The organism is Streptomyces sp. SP17BM10 (assembly GCF_036322405.1).
Classification (GTDB): Bacteria; Actinomycetota; Actinomycetes; order Streptomycetales; family Streptomycetaceae; genus Kitasatospora.
On record NZ_JAQYXB010000430.1, the window covers coordinates 1 to 26,008 of the forward strand.

General features: G+C 73.8%; 25 protein-coding genes and 1 pseudogene. 15 read left to right on the forward strand and 11 right to left on the reverse strand.

Annotated elements, in window-relative coordinates:
* A pseudogene (locus PUR71_RS04565) lies at positions 1–140 on the reverse strand (neutral zinc metallopeptidase); the annotation flags it as partial.
* A gap of 49 nt (positions 141–189) precedes the next feature.
* Between PUR71_RS04565 and PUR71_RS41080 the strand changes: the two are divergent.
* Positions 190–471: a helix-turn-helix domain-containing protein gene (locus PUR71_RS41080; protein WP_443077357.1), complete on the forward strand. Its 282-nt coding sequence runs from the start codon at positions 190–192 to the stop codon at positions 469–471.
* A complete protein-coding gene (locus PUR71_RS41085) occupies positions 375–1,019 on the forward strand; it encodes a hypothetical protein (RefSeq protein WP_443077351.1) in 645 nt (214 codons plus the stop codon). Before PUR71_RS41080 ends, PUR71_RS41085 begins: the two co-directional genes overlap by 97 nt.
* Positions 1,020–1,470: 451 nt before the next feature.
* Here the strand turns inward: PUR71_RS41085 and PUR71_RS04575 are convergent, their stop codons facing one another.
* On the reverse strand, positions 1,471–2,712 hold the full coding sequence (locus tag PUR71_RS04575; RefSeq protein ID WP_329925014.1) for an FAD-dependent monooxygenase: 1,242 nt from the start codon (positions 2,710–2,712) through the stop codon (positions 1,471–1,473).
* A gap of 124 nt (positions 2,713–2,836) precedes the next feature.
* Between PUR71_RS04575 and PUR71_RS04580 the strand changes: the two genes are divergently transcribed.
* The 3 genes from PUR71_RS04580 to PUR71_RS04590 all read left to right on the forward strand — a co-directional run bounded on the left by PUR71_RS04580 (position 2,837) and on the right by PUR71_RS04590 (position 5,467).
* Complete coding sequence (locus PUR71_RS04580; RefSeq protein ID WP_329925015.1) at positions 2,837–3,541, forward strand: TetR/AcrR family transcriptional regulator C-terminal domain-containing protein; 705 nt, start codon at positions 2,837–2,839, stop codon at positions 3,539–3,541.
* Positions 3,542–4,285: 744 nt separating this feature from the next.
* Entirely contained in the window at positions 4,286–4,612 is a 327-nt protein-coding gene (locus tag PUR71_RS04585; protein ID WP_329925016.1) for a hypothetical protein, read from the forward strand.
* A gap of 459 nt (positions 4,613–5,071) precedes the next feature.
* Positions 5,072–5,467 carry an ArsR/SmtB family transcription factor gene (locus tag PUR71_RS04590; protein ID WP_329925017.1) on the forward strand — a complete coding sequence of 132 codons (396 nt, stop codon included), beginning with the start codon at positions 5,072–5,074 and terminating at the stop codon, positions 5,465–5,467.
* 371 nt (positions 5,468–5,838) lie between these two features.
* Here PUR71_RS04590 and PUR71_RS04595 read toward each other — a convergent pair whose 3' ends face one another.
* Positions 5,839–6,153, reverse strand: a complete 315-nt coding sequence (locus tag PUR71_RS04595; protein ID WP_329925018.1) for a hypothetical protein — start codon at positions 6,151–6,153, stop codon at positions 5,839–5,841.
* A 471-nt stretch (positions 6,154–6,624) separates the two neighbouring features.
* On the opposite strand from PUR71_RS04595, the gene PUR71_RS04600 reads away from it, so the two are divergent.
* The 3 genes from PUR71_RS04600 to PUR71_RS04615 all read left to right on the forward strand — a co-directional run bounded on the left by PUR71_RS04600 (position 6,625) and on the right by PUR71_RS04615 (position 9,471).
* On the forward strand, positions 6,625–7,965 hold the full coding sequence (locus PUR71_RS04600) for a Tim44 domain-containing protein (RefSeq protein WP_329925019.1): 1,341 nt from the start codon (positions 6,625–6,627) through the stop codon (positions 7,963–7,965).
* A gap of 317 nt (positions 7,966–8,282) precedes the next feature.
* Positions 8,283–8,690 (forward strand): hypothetical protein, encoded by a 408-nt coding sequence (locus tag PUR71_RS04605; protein WP_329925020.1) that lies wholly within the window; start codon positions 8,283–8,285, stop codon positions 8,688–8,690.
* 331 nt (positions 8,691–9,021) lie between these two features.
* The gene (locus PUR71_RS04615; protein ID WP_329925021.1) at positions 9,022–9,471 is read left to right on the forward strand and encodes a helix-turn-helix transcriptional regulator; all 450 of its coding nucleotides are present in this window, start codon (positions 9,022–9,024) and stop codon (positions 9,469–9,471) included.
* 274 nt (positions 9,472–9,745) lie between these two features.
* Here the strand turns inward: PUR71_RS04615 and PUR71_RS04620 are convergent, their stop codons facing one another.
* The 3 genes from PUR71_RS04620 to PUR71_RS04630 all read right to left on the reverse strand — a co-directional run bounded on the left by PUR71_RS04620 (position 9,746) and on the right by PUR71_RS04630 (position 12,639).
* On the reverse strand, positions 9,746–10,960 hold the full coding sequence (locus PUR71_RS04620; protein WP_329925022.1) for a GNAT family N-acetyltransferase: 1,215 nt from the start codon (positions 10,958–10,960) through the stop codon (positions 9,746–9,748).
* Between the two features lie 102 nt (positions 10,961–11,062).
* Positions 11,063–12,208, reverse strand: coding sequence for an RNA polymerase sigma factor (locus PUR71_RS04625; RefSeq protein WP_329925052.1), 1,146 nt, complete (start codon positions 12,206–12,208; stop codon positions 11,063–11,065).
* Between the two features lie 23 nt (positions 12,209–12,231).
* The gene (locus PUR71_RS04630; protein WP_329925023.1) at positions 12,232–12,639 is read right to left on the reverse strand and encodes a YciI family protein; all 408 of its coding nucleotides are present in this window, start codon (positions 12,637–12,639) and stop codon (positions 12,232–12,234) included.
* A 298-nt stretch (positions 12,640–12,937) separates the two neighbouring features.
* Here PUR71_RS04630 and PUR71_RS04635 point away from each other — a divergent pair, with 298 nt between their 5' ends.
* From PUR71_RS04635 to PUR71_RS04645, 3 genes are all read left to right on the forward strand, one after another.
* On the forward strand, positions 12,938–13,405 hold the full coding sequence (locus tag PUR71_RS04635) for an anthrone oxygenase family protein (protein WP_329925024.1): 468 nt from the start codon (positions 12,938–12,940) through the stop codon (positions 13,403–13,405).
* A 108-nt stretch (positions 13,406–13,513) separates the two neighbouring features.
* Positions 13,514–15,115, forward strand: coding sequence for a serine/threonine-protein kinase (locus PUR71_RS04640; RefSeq protein ID WP_329925025.1), 1,602 nt, complete (start codon positions 13,514–13,516; stop codon positions 15,113–15,115).
* Positions 15,116–15,141: 26 nt separating this feature from the next.
* Positions 15,142–15,489: a VOC family protein gene (locus PUR71_RS04645; RefSeq protein WP_329925026.1), complete on the forward strand. Its 348-nt coding sequence runs from the start codon at positions 15,142–15,144 to the stop codon at positions 15,487–15,489.
* Positions 15,490–15,530: 41 nt separating this feature from the next.
* On the opposite strand, the gene PUR71_RS04650 is transcribed toward PUR71_RS04645, so the two are convergent.
* Complete coding sequence (locus tag PUR71_RS04650; protein WP_329925027.1) at positions 15,531–15,857, reverse strand: putative quinol monooxygenase; 327 nt, start codon at positions 15,855–15,857, stop codon at positions 15,531–15,533.
* Between the two features lie 365 nt (positions 15,858–16,222).
* Between PUR71_RS04650 and PUR71_RS04655 the strand changes: the two genes are divergently transcribed.
* On the forward strand, positions 16,223–16,978 hold the full coding sequence (locus PUR71_RS04655) for an alpha/beta fold hydrolase (protein WP_329925028.1): 756 nt from the start codon (positions 16,223–16,225) through the stop codon (positions 16,976–16,978).
* A gap of 61 nt (positions 16,979–17,039) precedes the next feature.
* Positions 17,040–17,456 carry a tRNA (N6-threonylcarbamoyladenosine(37)-N6)-methyltransferase TrmO gene (gene tsaA, locus PUR71_RS04660; RefSeq protein ID WP_329925029.1) on the forward strand — a complete coding sequence of 139 codons (417 nt, stop codon included), beginning with the start codon at positions 17,040–17,042 and terminating at the stop codon, positions 17,454–17,456.
* A gap of 67 nt (positions 17,457–17,523) precedes the next feature.
* Here tsaA and PUR71_RS04665 read toward each other — a convergent pair whose 3' ends face one another.
* From PUR71_RS04665 to PUR71_RS04675, 3 genes are all read right to left on the reverse strand, one after another.
* A complete protein-coding gene (locus PUR71_RS04665; RefSeq protein ID WP_329925030.1) occupies positions 17,524–18,213 on the reverse strand; it encodes a TetR-like C-terminal domain-containing protein in 690 nt (229 codons plus the stop codon).
* A gap of 193 nt (positions 18,214–18,406) precedes the next feature.
* Positions 18,407–19,564 (reverse strand): ARPP-2 domain-containing protein, encoded by a 1,158-nt coding sequence (locus tag PUR71_RS04670; protein ID WP_329925031.1) that lies wholly within the window; start codon positions 19,562–19,564, stop codon positions 18,407–18,409.
* On the reverse strand, positions 19,561–21,000 hold the full coding sequence (locus PUR71_RS04675; protein ID WP_329925032.1) for a hypothetical protein: 1,440 nt from the start codon (positions 20,998–21,000) through the stop codon (positions 19,561–19,563). The genes PUR71_RS04670 and PUR71_RS04675 overlap by 4 nt, the downstream gene beginning before the upstream one ends.
* Positions 21,001–21,248: 248 nt before the next feature.
* Between PUR71_RS04675 and PUR71_RS04680 the strand changes: the two genes are divergently transcribed.
* Complete coding sequence (locus PUR71_RS04680) at positions 21,249–22,160, forward strand: glutaminase (RefSeq protein ID WP_443077358.1); 912 nt, start codon at positions 21,249–21,251, stop codon at positions 22,158–22,160.
* 57 nt (positions 22,161–22,217) lie between these two features.
* The gene (locus PUR71_RS04685) at positions 22,218–23,450 is read left to right on the forward strand and encodes a threonine synthase (protein WP_329925033.1); all 1,233 of its coding nucleotides are present in this window, start codon (positions 22,218–22,220) and stop codon (positions 23,448–23,450) included.
* A 1-nt stretch (position 23,451) separates the two neighbouring features.
* Here the strand turns inward: PUR71_RS04685 and PUR71_RS04690 are convergent, their stop codons facing one another.
* Positions 23,452–25,872, reverse strand: a complete 2,421-nt coding sequence (locus tag PUR71_RS04690) for a helix-turn-helix domain-containing protein (protein ID WP_329925034.1) — start codon at positions 25,870–25,872, stop codon at positions 23,452–23,454.
* Between the last annotated feature and the right edge of the window lie 136 nt (positions 25,873–26,008).

Consider the following 26,008-nt stretch of genomic DNA (forward strand, 5'->3'; position numbering starts at 1 on the left):
CTGGTGACGGAGAAGGTGTCACACTGGGCCATGTCACCGCCGCGGTAACCCGTGGTGAACCAGCTCTTGCGCTGCTCGGAGGAACCGTGAGTCCAGCTCTCCGGACTGACCTTGCCGGCAGCCTGCTTCTGGATGCGGTCGATCGTGCGCCGGGGTACCAGGAACACGGTGCGCTATCGGCGGGCGATGATGCTGCTGGCCCCGGCCGGCGGTAACCGGGTCCCGGCGATCGCCCAGCTCGCGCAGGCGGACGAGGACACCGTACGGGATGTGATTCACCAGTTCAACGAGATCGGCCTGGCCTGCCTGAACCCTCAGTGGGCGGGAGGCCGTCCCCGCCTGCTCAGCACTGACGACGAGACTTCGTCGTACAGATGGCCACCACCCGCCCGGCCAAGCTCGGACAGCCCTTCACCCGCCGGTCCATCCGCAAACCGCTCGCCTACCCGCGCAAGGTGCACGGCCGGGTGATCCGGATCGGCCGCGAGGCCACGCGAACCACCCCAACCACACGGTCCAAACCCGCGCACCGCACGCCTACCTGCGCTGGCGCAACACCAACGCCCGCCATCCCGACGTCCTGGCCGCCCAGCAAGGAACGCGCCCGCGTCCGCAGCGAAAAGGGCATCCGATGGGCCGGAAGGCCCGTCCTCGCCGCGCAATCAGGCAACCCGGTGAACCTCGAGCCGATTGGCGTCCGAAAATCTGATGCCGGATCGCACGCGCCGGTCTACGCTCCGACCATCATGAAGTTCCGTGTCGAGTTCACCGAGCAAGCGGGAAGGCTCCGAGACTACCTCCCGCCCGACGACCGCCGATCACTGTTGAGACTCGTCAGCAGGATTGCCGATGATCCCTACGGTCCCGACACCCACCTCGCGTTCACGAACGACGAGCTCACCCGGTCGAGTTGGAGCGACTCCGCCATGGTGAATTACATCGTGGTCCCTGCTTGGAACGTCATCTACGTCGTGGCCGCGGACATCTATGACGCCAACAGAGGTTTCAACATCATTTGAGTCCTTGCCGCCCAATGCTGCGAATGCGCCCGTGTTCGCTCCGAGGAGAGCTCTCGCAGAACCAGATCCCCGGCGTGGTCTGCCCAACCCGGTGAAACCTTCTTGGTCACGGCACTGTCATGCCCGCGAGCCGTGGCCCAACCGTCCGATGCCGGGCCCAGGTCCAGCACCCGAGCCATCACAGGATCTGCGTCAGAGCCCATTCACCAGTATGTGGCTGAGCACTCTCACATGCGCGTCGCCAGCGGGACCGTGGACAACGGACCCCTTGGTGATCTCGCGGATTACTGGCGGGAGGGGGTTATTCCGACCGTGCACCATTCGGTCCGTCCCGCCTACGGTGGGGCCAACGGGCGGCGTCGTCGGCGAGTACCGAGAGCGCCCCGTGCGGCCAAGGATCGATGGCGCACAGCTTCACCGTCGTCCCCGCGAGCCGCCCGCGACCAGGTGGTCACCGCAAGCGGCGTGCTGCCCGAGGGCCGACCCGTCCGCCCACGACGTTGAACGCAGCGGGATTGGACAGCTCGGCCGCGTAGTCGGGCAGGTCGACGCTGCTGATCCGCTTGCCCATCTCCAGCATCTTGTCGAGGATCCAGCGCCGGTTCAGCAGCCCGTTGCGCACCCGCAGCCCGGTCGCGGTGCCCGGCGCCAGGAACGGGCCGGTGCGGTCGCCGCCCTTCTGGCAGCCCTGGGCGTAGTCGCGCAGGGCGTGCTCGTAGCGGGCAAAGGCGGTGCGGTGGTCGCCGCGGGCCCGGGCCAGCTCGCCCGCCAGGACGTAGGCCGCCACCACGGCGGTGCCGGTGCCCATCCCACCGATGGTGGCTCCGCAGGCCGCGTCGCCGAGCAGGGCGATCCGGCCGGTGGACCAGGCGGGGACGTCGGCCCGACTGATCGAGTCGAAGTACAGCTCCGGGGCCTGCCTCAGGCTCTCCAGCAGCCGGGGCACCTCCCAGCCGAGGCCTGCGAAGGCGTCCCGGATCAGCGTCTTCTGCTGCGCCACGTCGTGGCGGTCGTAACGGAGTTCGGTCGAGGCGAAGACGAAGAAGGCACCCGCCCGAGCCGGGTCGCGGGGGTCGGCGCCGACTGCGGCAAGCCGGCCGGGGACGTTGAGACCTACCGAACCGGCGGACAAGCCAAGGGAGTTGGGCAGCTGCCAGGTGGCCGCGTAGTAGCCGAGGTGGCGGACGTAGCGCTCCTCCGGGCCGAAGGCGAGCCGACGGACGTTGGAGTGCAACCCGTCGGCGCCGATCACCAGGTCGAACTCGCGTGGCGCGCCGTGCCGGAAGGCCACCCGGACGCCGGTGGGCGTCTCCTCCATGGCGGTGATCGAGTCGCCGAAGAGGTACTGGGCGCCGGGGAGGCTGTGCCGGTACAGCGCCTGGGCGAGCTCCCCGCGCGGGACCTCGACATCCCCGCCCGCGAAGTCGGCAGGAAGGTGGAGGAGTTGACGGCCGCGCCGGTCGACGAAGGTGATCGGGCTGCCGCCGGTGCCGAGCGCGCGCAGCTCGTCGAGCAAGCCCATCCGCTCCAGCACGGTCAGGTGGGTCTCGCCACGGAAGTCGACCGCCTGGCCGCCGCCGCGCAGGGCGGGGGCCAGCTCGACGACGGTGGTCTCGAAGCCGTACCGCCCCAGCCAGTAGGCCAGTGCGGGGCCGGCGATGCTCGCGCCGGAGATCAGGACCTTGGTGCTCACGTGAACCACTCCATCCGAGGCTGTCGAATAACTGTGTCTGGTGGACGCGATTTCTTGCTGTGTACGATAGACACAGTTAGGTCGCCCCGCAAGGGGCAGTCGGAAACACGGGACGGAGCGGGAAGTGGGCGAAGAAGCGAACGAGGCGGTGCGGCTGCTCTGGGGACCTCCCGCAAAGCCGTCACGGGGGCCGAAACCCGCACTGAGCCTGGCGCGGATCGCCGCGGCGGGCATCGAGATCGCGGACTCCGAGGGCCTCGGCGCCGTCTCGATGCAGAAGGTGGCCGGGCTGCTCGATTTCACCAAGATGTCGCTCTACCGCTATGTGCCCGGCAAGGCGGAGCTGGTCGCGCTCATGGTGGAGGCTGCGGTCAGCGAACCGCCGCAGGCCGTGGCCGGGCTCGGGTGGCGTGAGCAACTAACGGCTTGGGCAAGGAAGTTGGCGACGTCGTTCACCGAGCACCCGTGGCTGCTCGACGCCACCGTCGGACCGCGGGTGATGGGCCCCAAGGAACTCGGCTGGCTGGAGCGGGTGGTCGCGGCCCTGGACGGCCACGGGCTGACCGGCCCCGAGCGAATGGACGCTGCGGTACTGCTGGCCGGGCACGTCCGGGGCATCGCCGAGCAAGCCCGCGCGGCCCGGCCGGGCGGCTCACCCGAGGCGGAACTCCTGGCCGTCCTCGGTACCCTGGTGCACCGGCACGCCGACCGCTTCCCCGCGCTCGCCGCAGCCATGGTCTCGCAGGACGGCCGGGACCAGGCCCTGGACTTCGGCCTCGAGCGCATCCTCGACGGCCTGGAGGCCCTGATCACACGCCGCACCGGCTAACTCGGGGAAGATCAGCCGCAACCGGGCGCCCTCGGCCGCGCTGTAGAGGCCGGCTCGACCAAGTCGCCCGGCACGACCACCCCCGCCGCTACCGCGACCACCCGGGTGGCGACAACGGTGGCCGAGATTCACGACCGCTGGGCGCTTCGCCTCAACGCTGTCGTGAAGACGGTGAGCGACGCATCCAGGCTCGCCAGTGCCCAGGCCGCCCCCGGAGACGAGAAACGGGTCCTTACCGCGGTACGCGGCACCCGGGGAACCGAGGAGATGCGCAGACGAGCGGGAACGCGCAGACGGGGAGGCAAGCGCGAGAACAAAGCGCGGACGCGGAACGGCCCGGCAACGGCTCCAGCGCGCGGCGGGACGGCCCCCGGGGTAGCACGGGGGACCCCGCCAGACACCGGCAGGTCGCCAAGTCCCCCTTCGTCATTCGCCGCGCGCGGCTGATCGCGTCGCCGGGAATCACTGCGCCGCGTCCGCACGGGAGGGGGGCCACCAACCGTCGCGGGGGCCGTCCGGGGTGTGTGGCGAGTCCAATCCTGCCAGGTCGTCGGGTGGTTGCGGTGGGACGCACAGCACCCGGGTTTCGCCTTGTGCGTGCCGACGAACGGGGCGCAGACTCATCCGCATCCACCTCCGCGGCCCCGTGCCGGCTCCCGCCTTCGGGGGCCGGCGCGTGCTTCGTGCCGCGCCGGGCCGGGAGCGGGGTGGAGTCAACGACGATGACGAGGGGACCCGACGGAGATGAACACGGACCGGGATCTGGTACTCAGGGCACGGATGCGGCTGCTGAGCCACGACCGGCAGATCCTGCACGCACCCGACGGACTGGCCGTCTACCGACTGCTGTTCGCGGTGAGCCCGCAGGTGTACGCCTCACGGCTGGCGTACGTCCTGGAAGAGTCCAGCCGCTCGGCACACGTCGCACGCCTGCCCGCCCAGCGCCGGGCACTGCTCCAGGAAGCACTGGCAGCCTTGGCCCTCGTCCCGGCACACCACCCCCACCAGCCGAAGATCCTCCAGCGAGTGACGGCCGCGCTGCGCACCCTCGAAACGACGACAGACCAGTAGACGCGAAAGAAGCTACCGCGACACAACACCCCCATCCCACAGTCAATTCGGAGACAAACCGGAAGTCGGGCCTGCCGACTTCCCACTCCCCCACGGCCCTCTGCTGCCTGGGCGGTGTGAGCGGGTTCCGCGAGCCGGCGGGGACGGCTCGGGTGGTGGACCCAGTGCCGGCGATGGACCCCGGCGGGTAGCCACCCTCGGGCCGCTGCCGCTGGGGCGCTGGAGCAGGTCCGCTTCCCCGGTCCGCGCGGCCTGCCCCCTGGGGCGCAAGAAGGGCGGCCTCCGGGTTGCCCGCGGGTTGTCTCCGGCGTGTCGCGCGGCCGTCGCGGTGGGCGGGCCGGCCCCGTGCGGGAGGGTGGACGTAGTAGCGTCGTGACCCGAAGTCGCGCGCCGCGCAAGGCGGTTCACGACGACGGATCGAACGGACGGGGGCCCGGATCTTGGGAAGAGGTGGTGGGCGTGGGACGCACACGCGCTACGGCACGGGTGATCGAGCACCCGGGCGTGGAAGACCTGAACGTCCAACAGGTACTGGAGGCACTGGCAGACCCCGCCCGCAGATCCGTGGTCTGTCGACTCGCCCGCGAGAACACCGACCTCAGCTGCGGCTCCTTCGACCTGCCCGTCTCCCGCTCCACCTCGACCCACCACTTCAACGTCCTTCGCGAAGCCGGCCTGCTACGTCAGTACTACGTCGGCACCACCAAGATGAACGCCCTTCGCACCGAGGAACTCGAACACCGCTTCCCCGGCCTGCTCACCGCCGTCATCACCGCCACTCACGCCGAAACCACCCCGGCCCCGCACCCGGTCGGGCCGGCCCACCCCGTACGCAAGGCCGCGCGGCCCCGCTAACCCTGGCACCCCCGCACCCGCCGGGACGTCAGGGCACCGGTGCACGGGCGGGTGCGGGGCGGCAAACCCGCCGGTGCCCGGGCCCGTTGGCACACCATGACCGTCAGGTCCCCGACCCGTGCCACCAGCCACAGCGGCCGTGGCCCCGCCTCACCCACCGGGCCCCGCCCCCGCGTGACGGATACGGGGCCGGCCCAGCAGACGGGCGCCGCGGGCAACTTTCCACCGCCCTGCCCGGCACTGTGGCCCGCCGTCACCCAGCCACGCCGTCACCCAGCCACGCCGTCACCGCGCGCACCACAGGACAGCCGAGCACCACGGGGTGGCGCGCATTCCGGCCCCGGACCGGCCGGCCCGCCCTGGCCCCGGGCTCAACCCGAAGGCGGCCAGGCCACCAACCCCGGGCCCGCCGGATCCGGACTCGCGCCGTGGCAGCGCAGTGTCAGCAGACGCCCACGCCGGCCAGGCGTCCAGCCATGGCGGGCCAGCGCCTCCCGGACCAGGCCCGCCACCAGCCCCGGCGCGACCACCACACCATGCTCCACCCACACCACCAGCCGCTGCCCCTCGCCGTCCGCATGCGAGACCACGACCGCCAGCCCCGGCTCGTCATCCGGCGCCACCGTCCAGCGATAACGCACCCCACCCACGACAATCACCCGCGAGCCCTTCCCCGCCAGCGCCACCCTCACAACCCCTTCCCCACCTCGAACCCGGCAAGACACCCCTGCCACGACACACACCCAACCCTCAGAACCACCAGAACCACCACAGTCCCAGGAACACGCCAGAGCGCCAGGCCCCCACGACCCCACCCTGGCACGACCGGCGCAGCCCGTACCGGCGGAGCAGGCGCTGTAGGCGCATGTGACTGATGGGCTGCGGTGAGTGACGCCGGTCTCCGAAGCTGCTCCCGGAGACCGGCGTTTGCCGGATGGCGTGCGGGGTGCCCACGCCCGCTCCCCACCCCTCCGCCCCGCACAAGCCCGCCTCCGGCCGCCGAGGGCCAGCGCCGCCGCGATGCGGGCAGGCCCGGAATCCCCGCCCGCACGGCCCACCATCCGCCTGCCGGACGGCCGGTCGCCCTCCCCGCCGGCCGGACACCCCCGGCTTGTAGGCTTAGCAGCAACATTTGCGGTTCGTGAAGGGAGAGCCCGGTGCGCATCCGCCGCTGGATAGGTGTGGTCGCGGGAGCCGTCGCGCTGAGCGGCCCGACGGCCGCCTACGCCCGCGGCGGGGGCGGCGGTCACGGCTTCGGAGGTCACGGCAGCAGCGGCGGCAGCGGGGGCGGCCACGGCGGCGGCTTCCACGGATCGGGCGGCGGCTTCGGAACGGGCTTCGGAACCGGCTTCGGCGCCGGCGGCGGCGGGCTGATCACCTTGCTGGTGCTCGTGGCCGTCGTCCTCCTGATCCTCTGGCTGTGGTCCCGGCGCCGCAAGGCCCGGCTGGCGGACGGCCTGAACACCGTCTCCGACCGCACCGCGCACCGCGCCAACGCGCAGGCGCGCGAACGCGCCGCCCAGATCTCGGCCCGGGTGGACGCCATCGCCGACACCGACGCGACCTTCGAGCGCGCCGCGCTCGAGCAACGCGCCGTATGGCTGTACGAGACGGCCCAGCGCGCCTGGACCGGGCACGACCACGCCACTCTGCAGCAGATCCTGTCCCCGGTGCTGTACGGCAAGTGGGCCGAGGAACTGCGCGACTACGCCTCACGCGGCGAGGTCAACGTCGTGGAGATCGTCTCCGGCCCGGTCGTCGAGCTCGTCGACGTCGCCAACCGCGCGGGCGAGGTGAACGACACCGTCACGTTCCGGATCACCGCGACGCTCAACGACTACGTGCGCCGCGCCGACGGCGGGCAGGCCGTGCGCAAGGACGGCTCGACGCGCCCGGTCGAGTACTGGACACTGCGCAAGAACACCGCCGGACAGTGGATCGTGTCGTCTGTGGAACAGGCCACCGAAGGCGCCCACCACCTGAGCGCCGCCATCGAAACGGACGGCTGGGACCAGAAGGAAGTCGCCCGCCAGGCCGTGCTCGAGGTCGCTGCCAGAAGCACCATCACCGGGGCCGGCGACATCCTGTCGCTCACCACCATCTCGTGGACCGCCGACGCCGACACCGCCGCCGGCGACCTGAGCGTCCTCGACGCCCGGTTCGACAAATCCGTCCTCGAGGTCGCCGTCGAGCGGTTCCTCGAGGAATGGGTCATGAACGACGGCAGCCTCGACTTCACGCCCGTGCGCACCGCCCACCGCACCGTCATGCGCCAGGCCTCCGTCACCTCCGTCACGGTGCGCTCGCTGCTGTCCCGCGACCCGATCGTCTTCCGCGTCGCCGTCCACGCCGAGGGCGTCTACTACGAGGTCGACCGCCGCAGCGAACAGGTACTGCGCGGAGACCCGCACAAGCCCAGGCCCCTCGCCTTCACCTTCGACCTGCGCCTGGACACCAACGCCAACGCGTGGACCGTGGTCGCCACCACCGTCGAATAGGCCCAACCCACCCCGGGACCACGAGGGCCCACACGCCCGAAGCCCGCCACCAGCAGTGCCAGGACGGCCCACGCGAGCGGGCCCGCCAGCAGCGCCAGCCCGGCGATCAGCACCAGTGAAGCCCTCTACAACGCGTGGTGCCCCCTGGCCCGGCAGCGGGTGCCGCTCGCCCAGGTGCCCGTGACGGCGCACCCCACGGGACCTTCGCCACCCGCCGGGACGGCAAGGCGTTCCCGACCGCCGACACCACACCGACGGCATCCTGATCACCACCATCGTGCTCCCGTGAGCCCGTGAGCCCGTGCCAGGATGGCCCCATGCTGAACGCGGCGCTGCGCGCCTCCACATCGCCGATCTGGTCGGACCGGGCGGACGCCGGCCGGCAGCTCGCCGCCCACGCGGACGTCCCCGCCGTCGCGGAAGTCCTCCGCCGTCTCCTGCAGGACGGACACGACACGGCCGTCACGCAGAAGACGGCGGAGGCGCTGCTCGAGCGCCGCGACCTCCAGGGCCTGCGGCTGGTCCTCGGCGCCTTCGCCGGGGCCGACTTCGACACCACCGACCACCTCGGCGACGCGATCCTCAACGTCTGCCGCCAGTCCGACGAGGATCAGGAGCACTTCGAGGGCCTCGCGACGGACCTGGCCTCGGACGCGGAACCCGACGAGACGGCGCGTGCCCAGGCCAGGCTCCTGCTCCGGGAGTGGAATCCCCACCTGGCCTGAAGCCGGTCATTCGGATTCGCCTTCCAGGCGTTCAACCTGACGCCCGCGACGACGGTCGCGCGGAACGTCGGGCTGCCGGGTCGCCCGCGCGGTGAACGGCCCGACCGCGGGCGGGGGCTGGAGGCGAAAGGTGGCCGCACCGACCGGGCGGGAGGTCGATCGCGCCGGGCCGGCCACGCGGGTGTCCGGCCGCCTTCATCGGGCCCGCGGCCGCGCTACTCCTGGCCATCACCGCCGTGACACCGTTCTCCTCGCTGATCGCCGCCCGGACCGCCGCCCCCACGGGTACCCTCGGCCGTGACGCTGTGGCCCGACCGGGGAGAGGTCATCGATGAGCAGAGCCGCCGGTAGCGGGTCCCGCGTACCGCTCGACGACCTCGTCCGGCTCCGCAGGGCCCGGGACATGATGGACCGCGACTACGCGCAGCCGCTGGACGTCACGGCGCTCGCGCACACCGCCCTCATGTCACCGGGTCACTTCTCGCGCAGCTTCCGCGCCGCGTACGGGGAGACGCCGTACAGCTACCTCATGACGCGGCGGATCGAGCGGGCGAAGGCGCTGCTGCGGCGGGGCGACCTCACGGTGACGGAGGTCTGCATGGAGGTGGGCTGTACGTCGCTGGGGTCGTTCAGCTCGCGGTTCACCGAGCTGGTCGGCGAGACGCCGAGCGCGTACCGGGCCCGGGAGCACGAGGACGGCGGTGCGCTGCCGGCCTGCATCTCGAAGATCCACACCCGACCGGTCAAGGCCGGCGGGGCGAAGCCGGCCGGCGAGGAGTAGCCGCCGAAGCGGTCGAGCTCCTCTACGAGACCCACTCCCCCACCACGGACAACGAGGCCGGGATCGCCACCGGCCGCCTCCCGGGCCGCCTGTCGGCGAACGGCCGGCGGCAGGCCGCGGAGCTGGGCGTACGGCGGCGCGGCGGACCACCTCCTGACCGGAGTGCCGCTGGCGGGCGTGCTGGCCGATCCGCCCGCCTGGCGGCCGGGTTGGCACGACACCCTGCCCGCGGACCGGCCCGCTCCGACCCCGTGAACGTCTTCCGTCCGAACGGTCAGAACCAGTGCAGGCAGTGCGGCGGCCGCTCCGCGCGGAAGAGGGCGTCGGCCAGGGCGGCCGCGCCCGGGTGGTGTGCCCGGACGTGTCCGGCGCGCACGAGCGTGCTCGGGGCGGTGCCGCCGAGGTAGACGGCCCCGAGGTCGCGGACGTCCAGGGTCAGGTCGGGCTCGCGGTCCGTCGGGACGCACTCGGCCTTGCCGTCGCGGACGGTGAGCAGGTGGCGGGCCCGCTCGCCGAGGAAGGGGTCGTCGACGTCGAGGACGAGCTCGCCGTCGGCGAACCAGCCGCGCGAGGTGAGCGCGCGCGGGACGTCGAGCAGGCGCACCCACAGCCACTCGGTGTGGTTGGTCACCTGGCCGGCGTCGAAGTCCGCGAGCTGCCAGCGCAGCGGGTGGTCCGGCGGGACGTGCTTGAACACGACCTGGCTGACGAGGTCGTGGCCGAGCAGGTACTTGGCGAGGGCGGTGAAGGCCACGTCGTCGGTGGCGATGATCTCGTCGACGGTGAGGATGTCGGGGTCGCCCACCGAGTAGCTGGCGTACCCGTCCGGCACGCCGTCGGCGTCCCGGTGGACGGCGACGTAGCGCGGCGTCGGGGCGATCGGCGCATGGCCGGCTCCCCGGGCCCACCACCGGGGCGGCCGGGACACCGCGCCGGGCTGGGCGCGGCGGTACCGGTCGTAGACGTCCTCCAGGATCCCGACGCACTCGGCGCGCCGGAGCAGCTCGACCGAGCCGGGCTCGGCGGCGGCGCCCGCCCGGGGTGCGGCGAAGGCGCCCTGGTGGCGCGGCACCGTCAGGCGGCCCGTGTACGTCGCCGGGCCGTAGCCGAACCGGCCGTAGATCCCGGCCTCAGAGGCGAGCAGGACGGCGAGGAACTCGCCGCGGGCGCGGAAGTCGTCGAGTTGGTGCCGCATCATCGCGGTGAGCACCCCCTGTCGGCGGTGCGAGGGCAGGACGCCGACCCCGGACACCCCCGGGGCCGGGACGACGATCCCACCGGGCAGGGTGAGTTCGAAGGAGTACGCGATGGCGGTGCCGACGGGCCGGCCGTCCGCCGTCTCGGCGAGGACGCCGCGGTCCAGCTCCAGGGCCGACCACCAGACCCCGCCGCCGTCCTCGGCCGGCGTCTGCGGGAAGCGTCCGAACGCGGCGAAGAGCGTGTCGAGGAAGACGCCGTGGTCCTCCTGGCTCGTGGAACGGATCTCCATCGGTGCTGCTGCCTCCCCTGGCCGGCGGACTCACGGCGCGTGATGTCCCGTGCCACAGTGGATCGTTCCCGCACGACGAGGTCAACCGAATTTCCGGGGCCCTCATCCCCGCAGGCGGGCGTTGAGCCGCGCCGCCCGCCGCGTCAGGTAGTCGCGCTCCGCCAGGTTGGGCGCCTTGTGCGCGGCCTCGGCGTACAGCCGGGCCGCCGTCGCCAGGTCGCCGTCGCGCTCGTGGAGGTACGCGGACGCCGCCGTGTGCCGGGGCAGGGCGTCGTCCAGCGCCGCGAGGGCCGCCAGGCCGGCGCGCGCGCCGTCCGCCTCCCCCACGGCGACCGCCCGGTTGAGGCGGACAACCGGGCTGTCGGTCAGGCGCACCAACTCGTCGTACCACTCGACGATCTGCACCCAGTCCGTCTCCTCGACGGTCCGCGCGTCGGCGTGGAGCGCCGCGATGGCGGCCTGGGCCTGGAACTCGCCCAGCCGGTCGCGGGCGAGCGCCGCCTGGAGGATCCCGACGCCCTCGGCGATCAGGCCGGTGTCCCACAGGGTGCGGTCCTGCTCGGCGAGCGGCACGAGACCGCCGTCGGGCGCCGTCCGGGAGGCGCGGCGGGCGTGGTGGAGCAGCATGAGGGCGAGCAGCCCGGCCACCTCGGGGTGGTCGATCACGGCGGCGAGCTGCCGGGTGAGCCGGACGGCCTCCGCAGCGAGGTCGACGTCGCCGGAGTAGCCCTCGTTGAACACCAGGTAGAGGACGCGCAGCACGGTGGCGACGTCGCCGGGCCGGTCGAGGCGCACGCCGGAGACGGTGCGCTTGGCGCGGCTGATGCGCTGGGCCATGGTCGCCTCGGGGACGAGGTAGGCCTGCGCGATCTGACAGGTGGTCAGTCCGCCGACGGCGCGCAGGGTGAGGGCGGCGGCCGAGGCGGGGCTCAACGACGGGTGGGCGCACAGGAAGTAGAGCTGGAGCGTGTCGTCCGCGGCGGGCGCCGGGCCGGGCGGCGGCTCCTCCTCGACGCGGTCCTCGCGCCGGCGGCGGGCGGCGTCCGCCCGGGTCGCGTCGAGGAACTTGCGCCAGGCCGCGGTGACCAGCCAGCCCTTCGGGTCGTGCGGAGCGTCGGCCGGCCAGACCCGGAGGGCCTCGACGAGGGCGTCCTGGACGGCGTCCTCGGCCGCCGCGAAGTCGGCTCCGCGGCGGACGAGGACGCCGAGCACGCCCGGCGTGAGGCTCCTGAGCAGTGCGTCGTCCATGGGGGTGGTCACGTCCCGGGAGGCTACTCCGTGATGGTGGGCGGCGCGGCCATGACCTCGCGGACCTCCAGCCACTCGTGGATCGGCCTGCCGCCCGCGCCGGGGGCGGCGGAGAGTTCGCCGGCGAGTTCGACCGCGCGCTCGCGGCTGTCGACGTCGATGATCATCCAGCCGGCGATGAGGTCCTTGGTCTCGGGGAACGGGCCGTCGGTGACCGCCGGACGGCCCTCGCCGTCGTAGCGGACCCACAGGCCCTCGGGGGCGAGGCCCTGGCCGTCGACGAACTCGCCGGTCTTCTCCAGCCGGGCGGCGAAGTCGTGCATGAAGCGGATGTGGTCCGAGATCTCCTCCGGCGTCCACTGGTCCATGGGGACGCAGTTGACCGGCTCCGGCGCGCCCCGGTAGTACTTCAGCAGCAGGTACTTGGCCATGGTGTCTCTCCTCGGTGCGGTGCGGCCCATTGTGGCCGCTTCCACCCCGGGGACGGAGCCGGGCGCGCGTTCTCGACATCCCGCGCGAGGATTTTTCGAGAAATCGCGGAGACTTCTCACACGGTCCGCCGGATCACCAGGAGGATCGGCGCGGTGGCCCCGCCACCCGGTCGGGCCCGATGATCGACGGGCACGGGCACGGACCGAGTCAGCGGGGACCGAGGGATCGGGACGCCGGGGCTCCGAGACGCACAGTGAGGGGCCCTTCGAAATGGGACTGTCGCGCACACTCGTGCTCGTGGCGGCGACGATCACCTACGGGCTGACCGCGGGCCTGTTCTACGCCTCCTCGTGCTCCGTCATGCCCGCGCTGCGGCGGGTCGACGACCGCACGTTCATCGACGTGATGCAGAAGGTCGACGTCGCGATCCTGAACGGCTGGTTCGTGCTCGGCTACCTCGGCGCGCTGCTGTTCGGCGCGGCGGCGGTGGCGTTGCACCTGCCCGAGGAGGGGCGCGACGCGCTGCCCGCGACGATCGCGGCGCTGGTGCTGTACGCGGGGAACATCGGCGTGACCCGGGCGGTGAACATCCCCCTCAACGACGAGTTGGGGAAGGCCGGTTCGCCGGAGCTGATCGCCGGTCCGGCGGCCGTGCGGCGCGCGTTCGAGGAGCGCGGGGTGCGGTTCAACGGTGCTGCGGGCGGTGCTGTGCACGGTCGCGCTGGTTTCCTCGCGTGGGCGCTCGTGCTGGACGGGAACGCGTGACTCCGATCGGCTGGACCGAGTCGGGATCTCCGGCCCGCAACCGGGTGCCGCACCGGTACCGTCTGCCGTGACGTGACGGTGGGCGGGGGCGACGAGGGGAGCGGCGGCGTGGAGGCACTGGGGGCCGGGGATCCGCGGCAGATGGGCGAGTACCGGCTGCTGCGACGCCTGGGGGCGGGCGGGATGGGCCTGGTCTACCTGGGCCGGACGGCCGGCGGGCGGACGGTGGCCGTCAAGACGGTGCACGCGCAGTTCGCGGCCGACCCGGAGTTCCGGGTGCGGTTCCGGCAGGAGGTGGCCGCGGCCCGGCTCGTCGGCGGGAAGTGGACGGCGCCGGTGCTGGACGCGGACACCGAGGGCGAGCGGCCGTGGGTGGCCACCGGGTACGTGGCCGGGCCCGCGCTGAGCACGGCGGTGCGGGACTCCGGGCCGCTGCCCGCCGCGGCCGTCCGTTCCCTCGGGGTGGGGCTCGCCGAGGCGCTGGCCGCCGTGCACGGGCGCGGGCTCGTGCACCGGGACGTCAAGCCGTCGAACGTGCTGCTGGCGCTGGACGGGCCACGGCTGATCGACTTCGGGATCGCCCGGGCCCTGGACGCGACGGCGCTCACGCAGTCCGGCTTCGTCGTCGGCTCCCCCGGCTACCTCTCTCCCGAACAGGCCGGGGGCGCCCAGGCAGGGCCCGCGACGGACGTGTTCTCGCTCGGCGCGGTGCTCGCGTACGCGGCGACCGGCGAGGCGCCGTTCGGCTCCGGTGTGAGCGCGCACGTCATGCTCTACCGGGTGCTGCACGAGGACCCCGACCTCGGGCCACTCGACGCCGTGGACCCGCGGCTGCGCGCGATCGTGGCGGCCTGCCTCGCGAAGGACCCCGCGGACCGGCCGTCCCCCGAGCGGCTGCGGGCGTGGCTGGCCTCTGACGACCCCGGGGCGGGCGAACGGCTGGAGCAGCGGGCCTGGCTGCCGCCGGCCGTCGCCGGGTCGCTCGCGGCGCTGGCGGTCGAGCTGCTGGACCTGGACGTCGCCGCCGGGACGCCCGCTGCGCCACCGCCGGCCGCAGCGCCCGCCCCGTCGGCCTTCGGGCCCCCGACCGGGCACTTCGGTCCGCCCCCGCCGTCGGCCACCACCCCGCCCTCGCCCTACCCGCCGCCGCCCCGGCAGCCCACCGGCCGGGGCCTCGGGCGCAGCGGCGTCGCCGTCGCCGCCGTGCTGGCCACCGCGCTGCTGGGCACCGGCGTCTACCTCTGGGCCCGGCCCGACGGCACCACCGCGAGCGGCGGCAACACCTCCCCCGCCGGTCAGCCCGCGACTCCGGCCGCGCAGACCACGCCGGGTTCGGCACCGGCGCCCACACCGGTGCCCACACGGACGCCCGCGGGCGCGATACCCGCGGACTTCCTGGGCACGTGGGCGGGCCAGCTCGGCAGCCCGGCGGTCCGCACCAAGGCGGACTTCAAGATCACCATCCGGCAGGGCCAGAAGGGCGAGCCGGTCGCCGAGATCACCAACAACACCGGCGCCGGCACCCTCAGCTGCGACGCCACCGCGAACCTGACCTCGGCCACCGCCGACCGCATCGTCCTGCGCACGACGCCCCTGAGCCCCGTCAGCGGCTGCGTGGCCGACCCGTACGACCAGGTGTACACGCGCACCGAGGACGGCGGTCTGCACCTCGTCGTCGCGGGCTTCTCCGGCGATCTGCGGAGGCAGTGAGGGCCGCCACCGGTTACCGTGAGTACATGATCACCGGTGCCCACCTGGTCATCCACAGCCGCGACGCGGAGGCCGACCGCGTCTTCCTGCGCGACGTGCTGGGCTGGCCGCACGTCGACGCGGGCGGCGGGTGGCTGATCTTCACGCTGCCCCCGGCCGAGATCGCCGTCCACCCGGGCGGATCGCCCGCGCACGAGCTGTTCCTGATGTGCGACGACGTCGACGCCACCGTCCGCGAACTCACCGCGCGCGGTGTGGAGTTCACCGAGCCGGTCACCTCCGTCGGCTGGGGGCTGAAGACCGCCCTGCGCCTGCCGGGCGGCGGGGAGGTCGGCCTCTACCAGCCCCGCCACCCGGTGGCCCGCAGGCTGTGACCCCGCCCGCCCCCGGGCGCGGCGGGTCAGAGCGCGGCCGGTCAGGGCGCGGCCACCCGCCGGCCCGCGTTGGTCGCGACCAGCCGGTAGTCGGTGAACACCACGGGCCCCTCGGAGAGTTCGGGCGCGTAGGCCGCCTGGAACCGGCGCACCGCCTCCGATTCGCCGTGCGCCCGGTGGGCGGCCTCGTCGGCGAAGGTGAAGAGGTGGACGAAGCGGGTCGGGTCGTCCTTCTCCTGCCAGGCCGTGTACATCCAGGTGTCGGGCTCGTGCGCGGCGACGTAGCCGACGAACTCCTCGATCGCCGCCAGGACCCGGTCGACGGCCTCGGGGTTCACTCGGTAGTGCGCGGTCTGGTAGATCGGCATGGCGTTCCGCCTGTCGCTCCTCGGGGACGGTCTTCCTGCCTCCACCTTGCGGGCGCCCGCCGGGAGGGCAAAAGCCGTGACCACCGAACGAGTGGAGCCCGGCGGCCCCGTCAGCCCCCCGCGAGGCCTCCTGACCGGCGACGGCGACGAGTACATCCTCACCGAGGGCGGCCTCAAGGGGCGGCGCGGCTTCCTCAGCCGCGACGCCGACGGGGCGATCACCGGCATGGACCTCGCCGGACGGCTCCTCGGCCGGGCCGCGCGGAACGGCGGAGGAGCCCTGGCGGCACGCAGGAGTACTTCGGCCCGTGGTGGGAAGGTAACGGCCCGCCACCACGAGCCACCCCCACCCCACGGGAGTCCTGATGACGATCGCCCACCGCACCCTCGGCAGCGGCGAGCACAAGGTCCTGGTCCTGCACGACTGGTTCGGCACCAGCGCCGCCTGGGGCCCGTTCCTCGACTACCTGGACCCGGAGTCCTTCGGCTACGCCTTCCTCGACTACCGGGGATACGGCGAACGGCTGGACGTGGAGGGCGAGTTCACGCTCGCCGAGATCGCCTCGGACGCGCTCGCGCTGGCCGACCGGCTCGGGTGGGACACCTTCTCCGTGGTCGGCCACTCGATGGGCGGCAAGGCCGCGCAGCGCGTCCTCGCCGAGGCACCGGGCCGGGTGCGCAAGCTGGTCGGCGTGGCACCCGTGCCCGCGAGCACCTACCCGCTCGACGGCGACGCGTACCACCTCTTCCACGGCGCCGCCCGGAACCCGGCGAACCGGCGGGCGATCCTCGACCTCGTCACCGGGCAGCGGGCCGGCGCCCGCTGGCTCGACGCGATGACGGCCCGCTCCGTGGCCGGCTCCCGGCCGGAGGCCGTCGCCGCCTACCTGACCGACTGGACCACCCAGGACTTCGCGGCCACGATCGCCGGCAGCCCGCTGCCGGTCAAGGTCTTCGTCGGCGAGTACGACCTCGCCCTCACCGCCGACGCGATGCGCGGCACCTGGCTCGCCCACTACCCGCAGGCCGAGCTGGAGGTCCTGGCCAATTCCGGCCACTACCCGATGTACGAGGTCCCGGTGGCCTTCGCGAGCGCCCTCGAGGCGTTCCTGCGCGCCTGACCGCACCGAACGGCATGATCGGAAGGACCGGGAGCGACGACCACCGAGCGGGGAGCGGGCGATGGCGGACGGGCACTTCGAGGTACGGGCGATCGGCCGGGTGGAATCACCGCTCCTGGACCGGTCGGGCGCCCCGAGACAGGGCGACGAGGGCGGGCCGGACGCCTGGCTGGCGTTCGACCCCGCGGTGGAACGGGCCCTCGCCGACCTGGCAGTCGGGCAGGAGGTCCTGCTGCTGACCTGGCTCGACCGGGCGGACCGCGACGTGCTCGCCGTCCGCCCCCGCGGGGACCGCTCCCGCCCGGAGACCGGCGTCTTCGCCACCCGCTCCCCCGACCGGCCCAACCCGATCGGCCTGCACCGCGTCACCATCCTCGCCGTCGACGGCCTGCGGATCCGCGTGAGCGACCTCGAAGCCGTCGACGGCACACCGGTCCTGGACGTCAAGCCCGTCCTGGCCCGGCGGGACGAACGCTAGGGCAGTGGCGGGCGTCGCCGAACGGTGGAGCCGTCCGGCCACGGCACCGGCACCGGACCGTCAAGGGTCAGAGCGGCACGACGAGGCCGACGCCCTCGGCCGCGACGGCGACCGCGTAGTCGAAGAACGCGGCCTCGTCCCGGACGCTGTCGTGGGTGCGGCTGAACACCTGGAAGACCAGCAGGCCGATCAGGCCGCTCCACAGGACGATGCCGCGCTCGACGAGGTCCGGGAACGGCTCCCCCGGCGCGCCGCCGAAGAGCTCCAGCGCCTCCGGGCGCAGCAGCGGCGGGCCGGGGACCTTCCGTGCGGGCGGGGTCAGTTCGCCGGCCTCCAGGGCCCCGCGCACGATCGCGGCCAGGACGGCGGGGGTGCGGGAGGCGGCGGGGACGGTCTCCCACGGGGCGTGGTAGCCGGGGACGGGCGAGCCGTAGACGAGGGTGAACTCCTCGGGGTGGGCGAAGGACCAGCCGCGCAGGGCGCGCGTCACGGCGAGGAGCCTCGCGCCCGCGGACTGCCCGGCGTCGCGGGCGGCGCGGTCGGCGTCCTCCATCGCGGCGCCGGAGGCGTTGTAGGCGTCGAGGATCAGCGCGGTGAGCAGGTCGTCCCGGTGCGGGTACACCGCCTGGACCTCCGCCAGGGCCAGTCCGGCTCCGGTGGCGACGGCCTCCAGGGTCAGCGCTGCGGCGCCGAGTTCTCCGAGGAGGCGGCGCGCGACGGCCTTGGCGGTGACGGCGTGTGATGCGGAATCAACCATTGCCGCACCCTATCCGGCGGTCACCGGGCGGACGCCGGCCGGGTCGGTGACGGGAGCGGGCGGGTGGCCGCCCCCACCGCCCGCCGCCCACCACCCACCGCGCCGACGCCCTCGTCATCGCCGCATCGATGACCGGCGGTGTGATCGCCGGCCCGGGCCCGGTCGTGAGTCGGCCGGCGGGCACGGCTCGGGGTCACGCGTTCCGGGCCCGCTTGCGGTAGTGGTCGAGGATGTCCTGGCGCAGCAGGTGGGCGAAGCCGGCGCCTTCGAGGCGCAGGGCGAGTTGGACGGTGGTGAGACCCAGGGTGGTGGCGGTGTTCGCGAGGTGCCAGTCGTGGGCGGCCAGGCGGGTCAGGAGGTGGCCGCGGCGGACCTGGGTCTCGGAGAGGCGGAAGGTCTTCAGGTAGGCCAGGCCGCCGGTGTCGTCGGTGACGGCCTCGCCGATGTGGTTCTCCTGCTTCGGGCGGAAGTCCGGGAGGAAGCGGGAGAGGGTGAAGCGGGACATCCGGTGGACGGTCTGCGCCCGGTAGTCGGCGTCGAGGAGGCCGCCGGCCATGGTCGTCGTGTGGAAGCGGGACCAGGCGCGCTCCTGCTCGTCGACGGCGGTGCGCAGGTCGGCGAGGGAACGGACGGAGGTCGTGCTCAGGTCGGCGCGGAAGTCCGCGACGGGGCCGGCGTAGGTGGCGTAGTGGTGGACGAGTTCGCCGTACAGGTCGAGGAGGAGGCTGCGGTGCAGGGCGCGGTAGTCGTCCGGGTGCGGCAGCACGAACGCGGCGGCGAGGGCGTCGGCGACGTACACGGCGACGCCGCACTGGCCGGGGTGGATCTCGAACACCCGCAGCGCGTCGGCGAGTCCGCGTACCTGGTCGCCGCTGTAGGCCTCCTCGGCGCGCGGTGACAGGCCGCGGCGCAGGGCCTGCTGGGACCACTGCTCCCACGCGATGGTGGGGCCGCCGAAGTGCAGGGCCAGGTAGCCCTCCAGGGCGAGGTGCAGGGGCAGGAAGCGCAGCCGGGTGCGGCTCTCGCGCTTGGCCATGCGGCGGGGCGGCTGCAGCCGGAGGCGTTCGGGGGCGCCGGAGGCCGACCGGGCGTCGGACAGCTGGGTGCCGTACGCGGCGGCGGGAGTGCCGTCGCGGGTCCAGTCGGCGACGAAGCCGTGCGGGATGTAGGAGGTGTAGGCGGTGCGCCGGTCGATGCCGACCGTGGCGTGCTCGCGGTCGTACAGCTCCTCGTGCAGGCGCAGGTCGGCGATCGGCTCGTCGCGCACGAGCGGGACGAGCCGCACGCCGCCCCACACCTGGGCGGGGCGGGTGTCGAGGCCCGCCAGGTCGAGTCGGAAGGCGGTGGTCATCGGGCCTCCCCGGCCGCGAGGAAGCGGGCGGTGCACGCCGCGAGGTGGGCGGTGAGTTCGGCGAGGTCGGTGCGGCCCTCGGCGAAGCGGGCGAACTCGACGAGGGCGGGCAGGTCCTCGGCGTCGCGCAGGCCGGCGGTGGGGACGGTCGGCGCGAGGCGGCGGACGTCGAAGCCGTCGGCGTCGTAGACCGGGTTGAGGTGGACGATGCCGGTGCGCCGCTCAGGGTCGAGGCGGGTGCGCCAGACGCGCAGGACCTCGGCGGCGAGGCCGGGCGGGGCGTTGTCCCAGCCGTCGGAGACGATCACGAGGCGCTGCGGCGGTTCGGGGGCGGCGTCCAGGGCGTCGAGGATGCGGCGGCCGAGCGGGGTGGGCCCGTGCGGGTGGGCGAGGAGGGCGTCGGTGCGGCCGCTGGTCCAGTGGGCGGTGTAGTCGGCGGCGAGGGCGTCGAGGAGGAAGTGGCAGGCGAGGGCGACGGCCAGCGGGCGGCGGCGCTTGACGCCCGAGCCGGACGCCGAGAAGGAGTCGTCGAGGACGGCCGCGACCCGCCCCCACGTGCCGGCCTGGGCTCCGGCGGCGCGGCGGGCGGCGGCCCGCAGGGCGTCGGTGAGTTCGGTGCGGCGGGCGATGCGGTCCTCGGCGGGCAGGGCGAGCGCGTAGGTGGCGAGGCGGGTGAGCGGCATGCGGGCGAGGTCGGTGGCGACGGTGGCCCCGTGGCCGCGGGCGGACTCCTGGAGGCGCAGCCGTTCGAGGGCGGTCATGCGGGGGGCGATGCGCTCCAGGAACCAGCCGCGCGGGATGCCGTGGCGGTGCGCGAAGCCCTCGGCGACGGTGTAGGGCAGTTCGTAGATGGCGCCCTTCTCGTAGTGGGCGCGGCGCCAGGCGTCGAGGAGCGGGGTGCGGTACGGCGCGGCTTGGGCCACGGGTGTGAAGAGGAAGGCGCCGACCTCGTCGTGGCCGGGGCGCAGGTGGGCGTGGCGCACGGCGCGCTTGAGGCCGGCGCGGTACTTGACGGCGTCGAGGGCCTGGTCGGGGCGGGCGGCGAGCCAGTCGCGGAGGATGGCGCGGGTGCGGCGGTTGTTGACCTTGCGGCGGCGCAGGTCGGCGATGAGCCGGTAGACGCGCTGCGGCGGCAGCAGGGCGAGGCGGCGGGCGATGAGCCGGCCTTCGGTGCGGCGCTGCTCGGGGGTGGCGTCGCGGGTGGTCTCCAGCAGGTGGCGGATGATGAGCGCGGCGTTGTGGTCGTTGATGTCGAGGGCGAGCGCGGCGGCGTACGGCTCGCGGTAGTTGACGCGCACGTACTCGTGGAGGAAGCCGAGGGAGAGCTGCTGTCGGTCGGCGCCGGCGTGGAACTCGCGCTGGCCGGTCGCGGTGATGGCGGCGTTGACGAACAGCAGCACGTCGTCCGCGGCGATCAGGTCGGCGTACGCGTCCATGGCCTTCCCGAGCCTTCCAGCCGTCCGGTGAGGGGGTGCCGGCCGGGGAATGGGGGCGCGAGCTGCGAATCATTGCGGTAGAGGCAGGTTCCGGAAGTCGCACCGGAGTCCCGCGGCCGGCCCGCCGACGCTATCAGGACGCGCCCGGGGGCCCCGGCGCCGGGGCCGGTCCCCGGGCAGGGATAATCGGGGCCGAAACGCGCGTATGTGGAGGAACAGCGGTGAACGGTGTGCCCGTCGGGGAGAGCCTGGACTATCGGGGGCTGCTGGAGGCGGCGGAGATCGCCGCGCGGGCGACGACGGGTCAGGGACAGGTCGCGGACTACATCCCGGCGCTGGCGGCGGCCGATCCGGAGGCGTTCGGGATGGCCGTCGCGACGGTGGACGGGGAGCTGTTCGGGGTCGGGGACTGGGAGAGTCCGTTCTCGATCCAGAGCGTCTCGAAGCTGTTCAGTCTGCTGCTGGCGCTGTCGCACGGCGGGGACGGGCTGTGGCGCGGGGTGGGGCGCGAGCCGTCCGGCAACCCGTTCAACTCGCTGGTGCAGCTGGAGACGGAGCACGGGATCCCGCGCAACCCGTTCATCAACGCGGGCGCGCTCGTGGTCACCGACCGGCTGCAGAGCCTGACCGGCGACGCGGCTGGAGCGGTGCGCGAGTTCCTGCGCCGCGAGGCGGGCAACCCGCTGCTGGGCACCGACCCGGTGGTGGCGGCGTCGGAGGCCGAGCACGGCCACCGCAACGCCGCGCTGGCGCACTTCATCGCCAGCCACGGCAACCTGGAGAACCCGGTCGAGGACGTCCTCGACCACTACTACGCGCACTGCGCGATCGCGGCCAGCTGCCGGGACCTCGTGCTGGCGGGGTCCGTCCTGGCCCGGTACGGCGTGCGGGCGGACGGCTCGCGGATGATGTCGCGCAGCGAGGCCAAGCGCGTCAACGCGGTGCTGGTGACGTGCGGGACGTACGACGCGGCGGGCGAGTTCGCGTTCCGGGTCGGGCTGCCGGGCAAGAGCGGCGTGGGCGGGGGCATCCTCGCGATACTTCCGGGGCGGGCGGCGGTGTGCGCGTGGGGGCCGCGGCTGGACCAGGCGGGCAACTCGGTGGCGGCGGTGGCCGCGCTGGACGCGATGACGACGCTGTCGGGCTTCTCGATCTTCTGAGCGGTCCTCTGCCGGATTCCTCTGACAGCAGGTCAGCCACCGCCGTAAGGTCGGCTCATGGCCACTGACGCTTACTTCCCCTCCCTCGCCACCGGTCAGCGCTCCCTGGGCGATCCGGCCCTCGGCTACCCGCTGCTGCCGCCGCTGACGCAGGGCTGCCCGCGGACGAGCACGCCGGAGGTCTCGTACCCGGCCGAGGTCGACTACGCCTACGACAAGGTGGACGTCGAGGCGCTGTTCGGCCCGTCGGCGCGGGACGGGGGGCCGGCCGGGCGGGCGGGGCTGGACCGCTGGGCGCCGCTGCTGCCGCCGCTGCTCGCGCCGGGCCTCGGCGAGGGCGGCACGCCGCTGGTGGAGCTGGAGCCGGGGGTGTACGTCAAGGACGAGTCGCGCAACCCGACCTGGAGCCACAAGGACCGGCTGAACCGCTGCACGACGAGCGCCGCGGTGGCCGCCGGGGCGCCCGGGATCGTCGTCGCGTCCTCCGGCAACCACGGCGCGTCCGCCGCCGCCTACGCCGCGCGGGCCGGGCTGCCGTGCGTGGTGTTCACGGGGCCGAGCCTGCCGCCCGCCGTCGACTCGTTCCTCCACGCGTACGGCGCGGTGGTGCTGCCGGTGCCGTGGGAGGCGCGGTGGCCGCTGATGCGGCAGGTCGTCGAGCGCCTGGGCCTGCACCCGGTCAGCAACCTCACCACGACGCACACCGGGCACGCGTACGGGCCGGAGGGCTACAAGACCATCGCGTACGAGATCCACCGGGACCTCGGAGTGCCGGGCGCGGTGTTCGTGCCGACCGGGTACGCCGAGCTGCTGTACGGCGTGTGGAAGGGCTTCGTCGAGCTGCGGCGGCTCGGCGTGACGGACCGGGTGCCGCGGATCTTCGCGTGCGAGCCGGCCGCCGCCGCGCCGCTCGCCCGGGCCTTGCGCGAGGGGCTGCCGGTGGCGCACGCCGACCGGACGGCGACGGACGCGTACTCGATCGTCAGCACGGTCAGCGGCTACCGCGGCGTGCTCGCCGTGCGCGGCAGCGGCGGGCGGGCGCTGGCCCTGGAGGACGCCCGACTGGCCGCCGCCCAGCGGGAGCTGGCCGGGGCCGGGCTGTGGACGGAACTGTCCTCCGCCGCCGGGCTGGCCGGGCTGCGCGCCGTGGGCGACGTCGAGGGACCGGTGGTCTGCGTGTCGACGTCCAGCGGCTTCAAGGACCTCGGCGTCGGATCCCGGCCGACCGCGCTCGTCCCGCCCGAGTGGGACGAGGTGGAGCGCAGGCTCGCGGCGGCCGGGATCCGCTGATTCACACGGCGGTGGCCGCCCCGGGGAAGGTGGCCTGCCGGTAGTGGGCGTGCTCCCTGCGGAACGTGTGGCCGAGGTGGTACTGCAGCCGCAGGTGGCGGAACTGGTAGACGGCGCCGGTCTGGCGCAGCACGCCGCGCCGGTAGGCGTCGTCCAGGAAGGCCGCGACGTTCCACGGCAGGCGGCCGGTCAGCGGGAGCCAGACGCGGCTCAGGACGATCCACTGCCCCCAGGCGGTGAAGCCGAGCGCGTAGGCGAGGCTGCCGCCGATGCCGCCGATCGCGCCGATGTAGAGCCCGTCCGCGAGCGGCCAGTACAGGACGCCGAGCGGGCCGCGCAGCGCGACCACGATCACCCGCCCGCCGAGGGCGATCGCGAGCGTGAACGCCGGGACGAGCACCAGCGCCTGCCGGCTGACGGTGGTGCGGTTCGAGGCCAGCAGGGACACCGGGGTGGCCGCCGAGGCGGTGTCCAGCGGCGCTTCGAGCATGCTCGTGAGCCCGAAGACCAGGCCGGCCGACGAACCGAAGATCAGCCCGTAGACCAGCATGTTGATGAGCATGCCCACGATGACGTCGGCGTTGGTCAGCGGCGTGCCGAAGTAGAGCGCGTGCTGGAGCGTCTGGGCGGGCGCGACGCCGATCCCGAGCACCGTGCCACCCAGCATGATGGCCCCGAAGCGGCCGGTGAACACCCGGACCGTGCGCGGGCCGCCGCCGTGGTGACGGGCGAACAGCCGCAGCCGGACGTAGGTGGGTTGCAGTGCCAGGCCGCCGAAGACCGTCATGATCGCGTAGACCGCGCCGACGGCGAGTCCGGCGATGGGCCCGACGAGGGCGCCCTCCAGGAGGAACCGTTCCCACTTGACCATCGGGTCGTTCCCGTAGAGCACGACGAGGACCACGCCGACCGTCCACTCCGCCACGGTGACGGACAGCGCGGCGGCCAGCACGGTCGCGAGGATCCGGGCCGGGCGGCGCACCGAGCCGCCGATCTGCCACCAGGCGAGGTCGGGTCGGTCGTGGCGGACGAGGTGGTCGGCGAGGTAACCGAGCCAGCGCTCGGCCCGCCGGGCGTCCCACGTGCGGGGCGGGCGCCCGGCGACGGGTTCGCGCTCGGGGGCGCGGCGGCGGTAGAGGGCGGGGACGAAGCCGGCGAGGAGGTGCTCCTCCAGGGCGTGTTCGGTGGGGAAGAGCTCGCCGTCGAGGAGTTCGGCGGGTCTGCGGTCGGGGGCGTCGCTGTACATCGTCCGGGCCAGGATGACCATCAGCGGGGTGCTCAGGACGCGGGCGAGGCGCGCGGCCCGGTCCGTGCGCCGGGTGCGCAGCTCGGCGAGGACGGCGTCCCACAGGGGTTCGGGCCCGCCGGGGCCGGCCGTCACCGGGCGGGCCGTGCGGGGCAGGTAGTCGGCGAGGTCCTCGGGGGTGAGGTCGGTGAGCTCGATCCCGGCGGCCCACACGAGCGGCGTGCTCGCCGCCTCGACCGCCTCGGCGAACTCGGCCCGGCGGCTGGTGAGGACGAGCGGCTGGGAGGTGTCGTTGAGTGCGTCGAGCGCGTCCCGGCGCAGGCCCTCCGCGATCTCGTCGAAGCCGTCCAGGACGGGCAGGACGAGGTCCGCGTCGACCAGCGCGGCGGCGAGCGTGCCGCCGCCGGGGCCGCGGCCGACGAGGTGCGGGTGGTCGCGCAGGAGCAGGTCGATCTGCCAGTCGCGCAGCGTGGTGGTGGTCGGGTCCCAGGATCCGAGGCTGAAGACCACCGGCACGCGGGACGGGACGGCCCGGTCCCGGAGCTGGTCCAGGACGAAGCGGATCGTCAGGATCGACTTGCCCGAGCCGGCCCGGCCGAGGACCACGAGCCGGCCCGAGGGGATCTGGCCGTACACCTCGGCCACCGAGCGGAGGTCGCCGTCGAGGTCCAGGGGCTCCGCCCGTTCACCGGGTGGAAGGCGCTGGACGTTCTCCGGGCCGTCCATGAGGTCGTCGGGTGCGGGCCGCCAGCGCACCGGCAGCGGGAACGGGTCGTGGACGCGACGCTGCTCCTCCTCGCGGCGCCAGCGCCGGCGGACCTCACGGGCGAGCTCGTCGACGGCCTCGGCGAGGGCGGCGGGGACCGGCGGCACGGGAGGCGGGCCGGGCGCTCGGGGTGACCGGGGCACGAGCGGCGGCTGGTGCCCCGGCGGCGGGACGGACCCGCGCTCGCTCCCGTCGGTGATGATCGCCGCCAGCCGCTGCCGGTCCTCGGGTGAGGCGTCCAGCGCGTCCGCGATCAGGAGGACCGTCCCGAGCCGGTGGTCGGTGGAGCCGCCGCGCTCCAGCCGGCGGATCGTGCGCACACTCACCTCGGCCTTCTCCGCGAGCTGCTCCTGCGTCAGCCCCGCCTCCTTCCGCAATCGCCGCAACAGCGCGCCGAGTTCGTCCGTCACTCCGGCAAACCCCCATGGTCTTGCATGCTCATGTCCATCGGTGAGCCTACCGTGACGGCCGGTCACATATGGCCGGTGCCGTGTCCTGTCCCCCGACCTGCGCGGACGTCACGCTCGAAAGGTCCGCCCGGGACGA

Coding starts and splice junctions, on each gene's coding strand:
- PUR71_RS04605 (WP_329925020.1), top strand. CDS start 8,283: ATGCTGAACGCGGCGCTGCGCGCCTCCACATCGCCGATCTGGTCGGAC.
- PUR71_RS04685 (WP_329925033.1), top strand. CDS start 22,218: ATGGCCACTGACGCTTACTTCCCCTCCCTCGCCACCGGTCAGCGCTCC.
- tsaA (WP_329925029.1), top strand. CDS start 17,040: ATGGCGGACGGGCACTTCGAGGTACGGGCGATCGGCCGGGTGGAATCA.
- PUR71_RS04620 (WP_329925022.1), bottom strand. CDS start 10,960: ATGGAGATCCGTTCCACGAGCCAGGAGGACCACGGCGTCTTCCTCGAC.
- PUR71_RS04670 (WP_329925031.1), bottom strand. CDS start 19,564: ATGACCACCGCCTTCCGACTCGACCTGGCGGGCCTCGACACCCGCCCC.
- PUR71_RS04655 (WP_329925028.1), top strand. CDS start 16,223: ATGACGATCGCCCACCGCACCCTCGGCAGCGGCGAGCACAAGGTCCTG.
- PUR71_RS04675 (WP_329925032.1), bottom strand. CDS start 21,000: ATGGACGCGTACGCCGACCTGATCGCCGCGGACGACGTGCTGCTGTTC.
- PUR71_RS41085 (WP_443077351.1), top strand. CDS start 375: ATGGCCACCACCCGCCCGGCCAAGCTCGGACAGCCCTTCACCCGCCGG.
- PUR71_RS04665 (WP_329925030.1), bottom strand. CDS start 18,213: ATGGTTGATTCCGCATCACACGCCGTCACCGCCAAGGCCGTCGCGCGC.
- PUR71_RS04585 (WP_329925016.1), top strand. CDS start 4,286: ATGAACACGGACCGGGATCTGGTACTCAGGGCACGGATGCGGCTGCTG.
- PUR71_RS41080 (WP_443077357.1), top strand. CDS start 190: ATGCTGCTGGCCCCGGCCGGCGGTAACCGGGTCCCGGCGATCGCCCAG.
- PUR71_RS04625 (WP_329925052.1), bottom strand. CDS start 12,208: ATGGACGACGCACTGCTCAGGAGCCTCACGCCGGGCGTGCTCGGCGTC.
- PUR71_RS04615 (WP_329925021.1), top strand. CDS start 9,022: ATGAGCAGAGCCGCCGGTAGCGGGTCCCGCGTACCGCTCGACGACCTC.
- PUR71_RS04645 (WP_329925026.1), top strand. CDS start 15,142: ATGATCACCGGTGCCCACCTGGTCATCCACAGCCGCGACGCGGAGGCC.
- PUR71_RS04650 (WP_329925027.1), bottom strand. CDS start 15,857: ATGCCGATCTACCAGACCGCGCACTACCGAGTGAACCCCGAGGCCGTC.
- PUR71_RS04630 (WP_329925023.1), bottom strand. CDS start 12,639: ATGGCCAAGTACCTGCTGCTGAAGTACTACCGGGGCGCGCCGGAGCCG.